This is a genomic window from Paucisalibacillus globulus (assembly GCF_900184735.1).
In the GTDB taxonomy this organism is placed as follows: Bacteria; Bacillota; Bacilli; order Bacillales; family Amphibacillaceae; genus Ornithinibacillus; species Ornithinibacillus globulus_B.
In genome coordinates this window covers 124866-136863 of record NZ_LT855395.1, presented here as the reverse complement: position 1 = coordinate 136863, position 11998 = coordinate 124866, and the positions used below count along the sequence as shown (strand labels likewise).

The following is an 11998-nucleotide window of genomic DNA, read 5'->3' as shown; positions in this document are numbered from 1 at the left end:
TAATGTTGCATGTGTAAGTGGTTATTCGATATAATGCATCTAATAGTAATTATTAAATTAGGGAGAATGCCATGATTAACTATCTAGACTTAGGGATTGCATTCATCATTGCTTTAGTATCGTCACTTGTGTTGACTTATCCTGTGAAAAAACTCGCGTATAAAATTGGAGCACTTGATTTACCGAATAGCCGTAAAATACACAAAAAAGTCACACCAAGACTTGGTGGTCTTGCGATATTCTTTGGAACTTTTTTAGGTGCTCTTTATTTACAACCTCATCATGAATATTTATTTGAAATCGTTATTGGTGCTGTTATTATCGTTATAACAGGTGCTTTAGATGATAAATTTACTTTGCGTCCAGTTGCTAAGTTAACTGGTCAATTAATAGCAACATCTTTTCTAATTTCAGGTGGTCTCATTATTGAAAGAATTACTTTACCGCTCATAGGACAAGTAGAGCTAGGTTTTCTAAGTGTATTGGTAACTGTAATCTGGGTAGTTGGAATCACTAATGCAATTAATTTAATAGATGGTTTAGATGGATTGGCAAATGGTGTATCTACTATAGCTCTAATTAGTCTCTTTGTAATGGCAATTTCTGATATGCAAATCCTAGCAGCGTATTTTTGTATTGTTCTAATCGGGGCAAATCTTGGATTCCTATATCATAATTTTTATCCTGCAAAGATTTATATGGGGGATACTGGTTCCAATTTCTTAGGGTATATGATTGCTGTAATTTCCATTCTAGGGTTGTTTAAGAATATTGCTTTATTTAGCTTTATAATACCTATTATTGTACTTGCTGTCCCTATTTTTGATACTTTATTTGCAATTCTAAGAAGATCAATTAATAAACAAAATATTATGAAGCCGGACAATAAACATATTCATTATCAACTATTATCTGCTGGATATAGCCACCGGAAATCTGTATTAATTCTATATGGAATTAGTGCAGTATTTGGGACTTTAGCAATTATTTTCTCAAATGCTTCTATATCGACCAATCTATTCATTGTTATCATTCTACTAATTTTGCTACATCTTTTAGCAGAGATGGCAGGTTTAGTATTGGGTGGAAAGCGCCCAGTTCTTAGTCTATTTGGAAAAGTTTTCAAGCGAAAAATAAAAGAGCAGAGGCAACAATAACTTAAAGTGCAATATTATATTGAATACCTCTGATTTGAAAACACCAGTTTTCGACAAACGAAAAAGGTGTTTTTTTATTGGTGTTTTCTTGTAATAGCAGGCTCTTTATTAGTGGAAAATTCATTTTAAAGTTATTGTAATACAATTTACATAATTGTAATGTGGATTCTTTTATCGTAAAATGTATTATTGTGTTAAAATATAGGATGTTACCTTAAACAGGTAGGAGCGTTTTAGATGCCAAAGAAAGTACTAATCATGACGCAAAATTTTTATCCTGTTATCGGAAGTGCTGGAAATAGAATGAAAAATATCTTTCAATTATTAAATGAGCATGATATTGAGACAGATGTTCTAACTACAGAACCAGCCTATCCTAATAAGAACTTGTATAGAGATAAAGAGTTTTGGGATGATAAACAGTTAAACAATAATAAGGATAATATTTTTCGTGTAGCCATAAAAAATAATAATCTTTCAAACCACAAATTTAATCGACTCTTTTTCTATTTAGAAATAATGTTTCGATTTTTAGTCATGCTATGGAAACTAAGAAAGAACAAGTACGATTATATTTTAGTGAGCACGCCGCCGATATTTATTGTTTTTTCTGCATTTATTGGGAAACTTATATTTAGAAACAAATTGATATTAGAAGTAAGAGATTTATGGCCGGATAGTTTGACGGGAGTTAAAGCATTTGATTCAAGCGTAATTATCGGAGTTTTTCGGTGGTTAGAAAAAAGAATGTACCGTAAAGCAGATTCCATCATAATCAATAGTACTGGATTCCGAGAACATATTCAAAATAAACTTGGTAAAAATGATAGACCTATCATATATCTTCCAAATGGTCCAAGGCAGTATGAGTTAAAAGATTGGACACAAAAAGATATGGATGATTTTAAAGTTGTTTACACCGGTAATCTGGGATTGGCACAAGATATAGACAGGCTTAAATTAGCTGCAAAGCTATTAAATGATAAGAATATTACCTTTGATGTGATTGGTTATGGTGTTAGGGCTAAAGAGTTTGAAGAATATATTAAACAGAACAATTTTACCCAAGTTCATCTTCATCAGCCAACAACAAGAAAGAAGAGTCTAGAACTTATCAGAGGATGCCATGTAGCAATTGCTTTCTTGAATAATGAAGAGGTATTCTCAACAGTCTTACCTGGTAAGATAGTTGATTACATAAGTTGCAAAACACCAGTAGTTGCCGGTGTTAAAGGTACTGCAGCGAAGCTTATAATGGATAATCGTGTTGGGTATGCGGTTGAGAGTGAAGATGTACATGAAATAGTTACTATAATCTCAGATTTGAGAATGAATAGTAATAAGCTTGAAGAATTGGTTTATCACTGTGAAAGCTTAATTGAAAAAGAATTCCTATGGGAAAAAAATATATACAGATTAATTGACATAATTAAGAAGTAAATGAGGGAACTAGTATGAAGCGTGTAGGGATGTTTGTCTGGAATCATTTTACCAATGATGCCAGGGTGTTGAGGGAATGCACAACATTATCTCAGAATGGATATGATGTAGAATTAATATGTATTGACGATCCTAATGATCCTACAATTTCGCAATATGAGGAAATAAATGAGCACTTCCGAGTGTTTAGAATGAAACGTTATCCAACTTTATTAATATTGCTTCAAGGATTGTATCGATTTGTTGTTGGTAAACGATGGCCAATAATTCCATTTTTAGCCATATGGGGTATCTTAGTATACTTTTTGCCATGGATTACAATCGTAATAACAGCATTAACGGCTTTGTTATTAAAGACTAAAGTTCGCGTTATATGGATTAGAGGGGCACTTATTTTACGAATGATAATAAAAGGACATCGAGGTAATTATGATATTTATCATTCTAACGATTTAAATACAATGCCACAAGGGTATATCAGTGCAAAGTGGCGCTTCAAGAAAAAACCATTAATATATGACTCACATGAAGTGCAAACTAGTAGAACAGGGTATGATAGTCCCTGGTACAAAAGATTTGAACAGTTCTTTATCAATCGTATGGATAGCATGATAGTAGAGAACGATACAAGGGCAAAATATAATGAAGAGCTATATGGTTTCTATCCACATGTATTGCATAACTATCCATCGTTAGAAATACAACAAACAGATGAGAAGGTTGATTTACACAGTATACTTAACATTTCGTCTGATGAAAAGATTCTGCTCTATCAGGGCGGAATTCAAGCTGGGCGAGGTTTAGAAAAATTGGTCGAAGCATACCCATTGTTTAAAGAGGGGACACTAGTATTTATTGGGGATGGAAAGATAAAAGAAAAACTCATTAATATGGTGAAAGAGCGCAAGTTAGAAGACAAGATTAGATTCATCCCTAAAGTACCAGTAAGAGATTTACCGAAATATACCAAAAACGCTTATCTTGGTTTTCAGGTGCTAAATAATATAAACTTTAACCATTGGTCAGCATCTTCAAATAAATTATTTGAATATATGATGAATGAAGTTCCTGTAGTTGCTTGTAATTTCCCCGAAATTAAGCGTGCAGTTGAGGATGGAGAAGTTGGTGTAATTGTAGACCCTCACGAACCATCTGATATTGCAAGGGGTGTTAATTACTTAATCGATAATCCAGAGATGCGAGATAAATTTAGCGCTAATTGCAAAAAAGCTCGAATAAAGTATAATTGGGAAAGGGAACAAAACAATTTATTAGAGGTTTACAAAAAATATTAATTACTTACAAGAAAGAAGGAATACTTAATGAAATTATGTACTGTTGGATTAGGATATATAGGATTGCCTACTTCAATTATGTTTGCAAATTACGATGTAGATGTGATTGGTGTCGACGTAAAAAAAGAAGCTGTTGATATGTTAAATAGTGGTAAAATTCATATTGAAGAACCTGGTTTACAAGAAGCCTTAGAAAAGGCAATTAAGAAAGGTAAATTCCGTGCTTCATTAGAGCCAGAAAAAGCAGATGTTTTTATTATCGCTGTTCCAACTCCTAACAATGACGATGAATACCTATCTTGCGATTTATCATTTGTAAAGCAAGCAACAGAAAACGTCATTCCATTTTTGGAAAAAGGGAATGTTGTCATTGTAGAATCTACAATTGCGCCTAGAACAATGGATGATCATGTAAAACCAAGACTTGAAGAAGCTGGATTTACTATTGGTGAAGACATATTCTTAGTTCATTGTCCAGAACGCGTACTTCCTGGTCAAATTATGCATGAGCTTATTCACAATAACCGTATTGTGGGTGGGGTAACACCACAGTGTACAGACAAAGGTGCAGAAGTATATGCGACATTTGTAGAAGGTGAATTAATTAAAACAGATGCAAGAACAGCTGAAATGTCTAAACTTATGGAGAATACATTCCGTGATGTAAATATTGCACTAGCGAATGAACTAACAAAAGTATGTAATGAACTAGGAATTAATGCCTTAGAAGTTATCGAGATGGCTAATAAGCACCCACGTGTAAACTTACACACTCCTGGACCAGGTGTCGGCGGTCATTGTTTAGCTGTTGATCCATATTTCATTATTGCAAAAGCACCAGAGCAAGCAAAAATTATTAAGTTATCCCGTGAAGTCAATAAGTCTATGCCTGAATATGTAATTCAAAATGTAGAGAAACTATTGTCTAAATATAATGGCAAGAAAATCACTGTATTTGGTTTAACGTATAAAGGAAATGTAGATGATATTCGCGAAAGTCCAGCTATGGATATTTATGAAGAGTTGAATAAACGATCTGAATATGATGTAGTTGCTTATGACCCACATGTTAAATTAAGCTTTGTGGAGCAAGATTTAGAAAAGGCTTTAACAGGTTCTGATTTAGTATTGGTTTTAAGCGATCATAATGAATTTAAAAACTTAAACAGTGAACATTTTGATAAGATGAATGTCAGACAGGTGTTCGATACGAAGAACGTAGTAAAAAATGTAGCGGATAACTTAACTTATATTAATTATGGTACCTTATATAAATATGTTTAAATCCTAACAAAGGAAGCTAATATATGTTTAAAAATGTAAAAGAAATAATTATGGAACAAATTAAACATAAAGATTTGATATTACGAATGGCCTTATTTGATGTGAAAAGTGCTTATCAACTTCATTATTTAGGTACTTTATGGCAGGTGTTGAATCCAGCTATTCAAATTGCCATTTATTGGTTTGTATTTGGACTAGGTATTAGGGGAGGGGATCCAGTAGATACATCTGTTGGGGAAATCCCCTTTTTCCTATGGATGTTAATGGGACTAATCCCTTGGTTTTTTATTAGTCCATCCATTATACAAGGTTCAAATAGTGTCTATCAAAAAGTAAATCTAGTTTCAAAAATGAATTTCCCGGTTAGTTTGTTACCAACTGTAAAAATAGTTAGTAATAGTTTTAATTTTATAATTTTATTATTATTATTGATTTTTATTTTAATGATATATGGATTCTTCCCAACTTTATATTTAGTCCAATTAATATATTATATTTTTTGTCTAATTGCGTTTTTATTTGCATTCACCTTATTTAGTTCAACTTTGGCCACTTTAATTAGAGATTTTCAAATGTTATTACAATCTATGATTAGAATGTTATTGTACCTGTCACCCATATTATGGGATCCGTTAAGTAAAAAGGTTCCAGATTGGGTATCAAATATACTTCAGTTAAACCCAATTTATTATATTATTGAAGGGGTCAGGGATTCCTTTTTAGCAAGAGAGTGGTTTTTTGAAGACCCATTATATTTATGCTACTTTTGGGCTCTAACCCTTACATTCTTATTCATAGGAGCAGGAGTACATCTGAAATTCAGGAAGAACTTTGTTGATTATCTATAATCCTAAAAGGGGTATTAATTATGAAAGCTAAAGTGGAGTTTAAAAATGTATATAAAACCTTTAATATGTATGCTAAACAACATGAAAAATTATTAGAGTTGTTCTCGCTAAATAAGAGAAAAGAACGTAAAGAATTTATGGCTGTACGAGATGTGTCGTTTAAAGTATATGAAGGAGAAAGTATTGGTATTGTTGGGCTAAATGGATCAGGAAAATCGACTATATCTAATATGCTAGCTCAAGTAATACCTCCTACAAAAGGTGAAATAATAATAAATGGTCAGACTTCACTAATTGCTATATCAGCTGGTTTAAATAATAACTTAACTGGTCTAGAAAATATTAAGTTGAAATGTATGATGCATGGCTTAAAAGATGACGAAATAGAAGCTCTTACGCCCGATATTATTGAATTCGCAGATATTGGTGATTATATTAAACAGCCAGTAAAAAATTATTCTAGTGGTATGCGTTCTAGATTAGGATTCTCTATTTCTGTTCATACAGACCCTGATATCCTAGTTATTGATGAAGCTCTTTCAGTAGGAGATTCTACTTTTGCACAACGAAGTTTGGAAAAAATGAATGAATTTAAAAAGAGAGGAAAGACTATCTTTTTCATTAGTCATTCTGCTTCACAAGTGAAATCATTTTGTGAAAAGGCAATATGGATACATTATGGTGAGCTTAAAATGTTTGGAAGTTCTACGGAGGTTCAAAAAGAATATCAAGCCTTTATTTCTTCTTTTAACAAAATGTCAAGCGAAGAGAAAAAATTATATAAAACAAAAATGCTTGGGCAACAAATTAACCATGAAAACCAAAAGCAAGTAGGAAATGTTAAAAAGAGTGTAAAGATATCTGAGTTGTTGACAAATACTTTTCTAATTGGATTAACCTTAATTTTCGGTTCCTTAATAGTATTAGGATATTAAATAGCAAGGGTGAGTTTGGTGGATTTTAAAGAATTAACATTTAACCCAAACGGTGGAAAAGAAGTTAGTTATGTGCTTGAAAAAGGAGAACACAATACAGACTATCTAGTTATTGTGTTCTCTGGCTTTGCAACTGCAAAGTCTGTTCCACCTTATAAATATAATTATATAAGAACATTAAGGCAAATTGACTGTAATAAACTATTTATTCTAGATAGTGATGGACCTCGTGGTTCCTATTATTTAGGAGAGGCAATGAGCTTTGACTTTGAAAAATCTGTCATTGAACTTATTAATAAAATTAAACGTGAGTTGACTATAGCTAATGAACACGTAATAACTGCTGGAAGTTCTAAAGGTGGAAGCGCAGCTTTATATTACGGATTAAAGTATAATTTTGGTTCCATTATTACTGGAGCTCCACAAACGTTAATTGCTGACTATGTAATGAATATTCATGATAATACAGCTGACTATATGTTGGGAGATAGAACGAATAAGGATAATATTCAATTACTTAATAAAGTTATTTATAATGCTTTAGGGATGAATAATAAGGCTACTACCATTAAGATTCTCTCTAGTGAGAATGATACATTACATAACAAACATACAGTACCATTTGTAAAACTTCTTGAACAGAGTGACCATCCTTTCAACTTGATAGTTGATAATGACATAAAGAATCATAATGAAATAGCAATAAAGTTTCCTGAATTTCTAGTTACTAATGTATTGGAGTTATTGTTTGGCATTAACTACAATAAAAACAATTTATCAGTATCTGAAGGACAATTTATTTTAGAAGATACAACTAAGTTTCCTATCCAATATAATTCAGTTATAGAAGTAAAAATAAAGGACAAAATAATAGATGTAATCAATTTTACTAAAATAGTGAAGTTTAAGATAAAAAATACTTTTAAATATCCAACCATGGTGGATTTATTTTATAAAGTTAAAAGTGAAAAAAAAGATGTTTATACTGAGAATTTAGGTAAGTTTTTATTGGATGAAAGAGGAGAGCTCGTTAATCCCAATATAGTACATAATAACAAAACAATAACTTTTAACTTAAATTTAGAGTCTAACAGGAGATTGAAATTTGCATATTATATATATAAGAATGGAAAGATTGAAACTAAGATAATGTATCAAGTAGAAAGTAAACTTTCTTTTGAAGTAAAGGGACCTGGTAAGTACTTTATTAAGTATTTTATTTTACTACCTAATAAGGAGAAGTTAGTAAATCAATCTGAAATTATTGAAATAAAATAAATAAGGATGGATGGTACATGAAGAAAAATCTAGATAAGTTAAACCAGGCCTACTATTATGAATATGGGAAGGAGTTTGGCTTTAAAGTAAGAAGTCGTGTTCATTGGATCTTAGAAAAAGCAAGTGGAGATAGAATATTAGATGTTGGTTGTTCACAAGGGTTGATTTCTATCCTATTGGGAAGAGAAGGAAAAGACGTTACAGGTATTGATATTAATAAGAGTGCAATAGATTATGCTAACAACCAACTTTCAAAGGAAGAAGATGGAACTAAAAAACATGTTAAATTTCTGAATCTAAACTTCTCTGATTTTGAGTCTGATGAAAAGTTTGATGTAATCATAATGGGAGAAATATTAGAACATATTACTGATACTGCTCGGTTTATAAATAAAGCAACAAAGTTTCTCCATGAAAATGGACTTTTAATAATTACAGTTCCTTTTGGTGTAAATGATTATTTTGATCATAAAAAAACATATTATTTAAGTTCATTAGTTAAATTTAGCAACTTTGGAGTCAATCTAAAGAAAGTTAAGTTCTTTGGGAAATGGGTAGGAGCAGTTTATAAAAAGGAAGAATCTCAAACGAATATTGAAACAGATCATATCTCTATTAATATTATTGAAGAAATGGAAGAAATATTCGAGGAAATTGAGAGAAAAAATATTAATGAAATATTAAAATTAAAAAAAATCATTGATGGTAAAGATAATAACTCTAAAATTGAATCAATGGACGCAGTTGGCGATATGGACGAAGCTGGCCATGATAAGATAAAAAAATTGCATGAAGAATTAGAAGAAGAGAAAATGAAAGTCTTAATATATAAAAGGAAGTTAATAGAACAACAGAATAACGAGTCTAGAGCTTTAAATGAACTAAAGGTAATGAATAATAGATATAATGCCTTAAAGAAATCAAAATTGGGACAAATTACACTTAAGTATTGGCAATGGAAAAAAAGTAGGGGGTAATTCCATTGGATAAATCTAGAATAGATAAAAGACTGAAAGAGATTCAACGATCTCAAAGACAACTTGCAAATGAAATATTAAAAGAAAAAGATTTACTGGACAAGCTAGTAAAAAGAGATTTAACCTGGAATTATTTCTTGCGACAATTACAAAATTCAAACTCAAATAATACTAATCAGTCTATTAGTGATAAAAAAAGGTACTTATTGCTAAAAGAAGAGTTGTGTGACTACGGTTTCTTTCAAAATATAAAGGGCAAATTAGATAGTATACCGAATAGTAATGGATCTAGATATTTTGGGAAAGTTGAGAAGGAAGTAGCAATTATTTCAGATGAATTCTTATTTAATGCCTTTTCTGGTATTACTAACTTACATTATATTACACCTGAGAATTATAGTGATTATTCGAATAATACTGATGTATTAATAATCGCCTCAACATGGAAAGGTCTTCAGAATGAATGGCGAGGACTTGGAACTGTAAATTCTAGTAAAAGAGAGATTCTTGATAGAGTTATACAAGAGTTTAGAAAAAATAATATTCCTGTTGTTTTTTATAACAAAGAAGATCCTGTTAATTTTGACAGGTTTATTGGAATTGCACAAAAATGTGATTACATCTTTACTACAGCAGAAGAAAAAATTCCTCAATATAAGAAGGAATGTGGACACGCTAATGTCCATTTGATTGAATTTTCAGCAAATCCCTTATACCATAATCCAATTGGGATGAATTTATTTGAGAAAAATAACGATGCTTTATTTGCTGGTTCTTGGTATTCGAAGTATCCACATCGTCAAAAAGACACGCAAATGATATTTGATGGCATTATTGAATCGGGTAACGGTTTGAAAATTTTAGATCGTAACTTTAATTTAAACATACCCGAATACTACTTTCCGGAGCAGTACTTAAAATATATTTCTCCAGCAGTACCTCACAATTATGTTCAAAAGTTACATAAGTTATATAATTGGGCAATAAATTTAAATTCTGTTATTACTAGCCCTACTATGATTGCAAATAGAGTATTTGAATTACAAGCTCTTGGTAACATTATTATTTCTAATTATAGTCCTGCAATTAACAATAAATTCCAGAATGTCTTCACGGTAACTAATAAATTTGAAGTTGGGGAAATACTTAATAGTGGAACTGCTGAAGAACGTTACAACCATCAAGTTCATGGTATTAGACAAATTATGAATCATGAAACATCTTATCATAGACTACAGTACATCTTTAATATAATTGGATTAAACTATGAAATTCCAGAAAGAAATGTCTTAGTAGTTGTTGATGAAATAAATGAAATAGTTGCAGATTCCTTTAGTAAACAGGCTATGTCTAATAAAAATATTGTTTCTAAAAATGATTTTACTGAAGATACTTTATCTAAATTTGACTTTGTAACTTTCTTCAGTGATAAAACCAGATATCATCATTATTATCTAAATGACCTTATAAATGGGTTTAAATATACAGATAGTGATTATGTTTCTAAAGGAAAAGATATTAACTCTGATTCTTTTAATTATCAAGATAAGGTAGAAAATAAATATAATACTATGTTCTGGACAAATTCCTATTCTTATAATGATTTTATTTCTAACCAACTTGATAACGGGAAGAATGGTTTTGTTGTTGATCATTTTGAGTATGATGAGCAACAAGGTAACGAATCTATCGTCTTGCAGTCAGAGGAAGAATATAAACTTTCTGTAATTGTACCTGTTTATAATAATGGTGTATATCTTGAGAATAAGTGCTTTAAAAGCCTTAAAAGAAGTAGTGTGTTTAACAAGATGGAGATTATTTTAGTTGATGATGGATCTACTTCTGAAGAAACTAAAATAATTCTCGAGAGATTAAATTCAAATTATAATAATGTAAAACTTTATCAGTATGACGATAATGGAAGTGGTAGTGCTTCTCGCCCAAGGAATAAAGGAATTGAACTAGCTACTGGACAGTATATTACTTACCTAGATCCTGATAATGAGGCAATCAATGATGGCTATGCATTACTACTTAATGAATTAGAAAACGATTCTACGCTTGATTTAGCTGTCGGAAATATAATTAGGCTAGATAATAAAAATACGCGCTTAAACTACTATTATTATGCATACAAGTGGAGCAAAAGCGATATTATAGACGATCCTAAACAGTTGCTACTAAATACTGCCTTAAGAGCGCAAAGTATACAAGCATTACTCGTTAAAAAAGATCTTATTTTAAGACATAACTTAAAAATGGTAGAAAATGCAGCAGGACAGGATACTTTATTCTTCCAGGAGCTACTAATTAATTCAAATAAAATAAAGATAATGGACCTAGATATCCATATCTATTATGCAGATGTCTCAAATTCTGTAACAAATACTATTTCGAAAAGATTTTTTGAAAAGTATCTTAAGTTAGAGAGAGCTAGGTACGAGTTTTTAAATAATAATGATATATTAAATCTATATATGAAAGATCGTTTTAATTATTACTTTAAAAATTGGTACTTCAAAAGAGTTCCATTGATCGAAGAAAGTTCATTAAAAGAAAGTCTTGGTCTATTGTTAGATATTTATAAAATATATGAACCTTATTTGGTAGATAAAAGTAAGGAAATTGAAAAGTTTGTTGTATGTATGAATAAAGAAGAATATATTGAGTTTAGAACATACTGTGAAGAATTGTTTGCCGATTAAATGTAATCCATAATGATATTAACTAAATATATAAAAAGAAGATGATTATTAAAAATAATCATCTTCTTTTTAGTGTTAA

9 protein-coding genes are annotated in these 11998 nt (G+C 30.7%); all 9 read left to right on the top strand.

From position 1 onward, the window contains the following. Nucleotides 1-71: 71 nt before the first annotated feature. Nucleotides 72-1157: a glycosyltransferase family 4 protein gene (locus BN999_RS14915; RefSeq protein WP_096272601.1), complete on the top strand. Its 1086-nt coding sequence runs from the start codon at nucleotides 72-74 to the stop codon at nucleotides 1155-1157. A gap of 237 nt (nucleotides 1158-1394) precedes the next feature. Continuing rightward, a complete protein-coding gene (locus BN999_RS14910; protein WP_096272600.1) occupies nucleotides 1395-2597 on the top strand; it encodes a glycosyltransferase family 4 protein in 1203 nt (400 codons plus the stop codon). Nucleotides 2598-2611: 14 nt separating this feature from the next. Further along, nucleotides 2612-3892 carry a glycosyltransferase gene (locus BN999_RS14905; RefSeq protein ID WP_255247488.1) on the top strand — a complete coding sequence of 427 codons (1281 nt, stop codon included), beginning with the start codon at nucleotides 2612-2614 and terminating at the stop codon, nucleotides 3890-3892. 27 nt (nucleotides 3893-3919) lie between these two features. Beyond that, on the top strand, nucleotides 3920-5176 hold the full coding sequence (locus BN999_RS14900) for a nucleotide sugar dehydrogenase (protein ID WP_096272599.1): 1257 nt from the start codon (nucleotides 3920-3922) through the stop codon (nucleotides 5174-5176). A 23-nt stretch (nucleotides 5177-5199) separates the two neighbouring features. Then, nucleotides 5200-6024 (top strand): ABC transporter permease, encoded by an 825-nt coding sequence (locus tag BN999_RS14895; protein WP_096272598.1) that lies wholly within the window; start codon nucleotides 5200-5202, stop codon nucleotides 6022-6024. A gap of 20 nt (nucleotides 6025-6044) precedes the next feature. Beyond that, nucleotides 6045-6959, top strand: coding sequence for an ABC transporter ATP-binding protein (locus BN999_RS14890; protein WP_096272597.1), 915 nt, complete (start codon nucleotides 6045-6047; stop codon nucleotides 6957-6959). An 18-nt stretch (nucleotides 6960-6977) separates the two neighbouring features. Then, on the top strand, nucleotides 6978-8237 hold the full coding sequence (locus tag BN999_RS14885; protein ID WP_096272596.1) for an accessory Sec system protein Asp2: 1260 nt from the start codon (nucleotides 6978-6980) through the stop codon (nucleotides 8235-8237). Between the two features lie 17 nt (nucleotides 8238-8254). After that, the gene (locus BN999_RS14880; protein WP_096272595.1) at nucleotides 8255-9214 is read left to right on the top strand and encodes a class I SAM-dependent methyltransferase; all 960 of its coding nucleotides are present in this window, start codon (nucleotides 8255-8257) and stop codon (nucleotides 9212-9214) included. 5 nt (nucleotides 9215-9219) lie between these two features. Further along, nucleotides 9220-11919 (top strand): glycosyltransferase, encoded by a 2700-nt coding sequence (locus BN999_RS14875; protein WP_096272594.1) that lies wholly within the window; start codon nucleotides 9220-9222, stop codon nucleotides 11917-11919. Nucleotides 11920-11998: the final 79 nt, after the last annotated feature.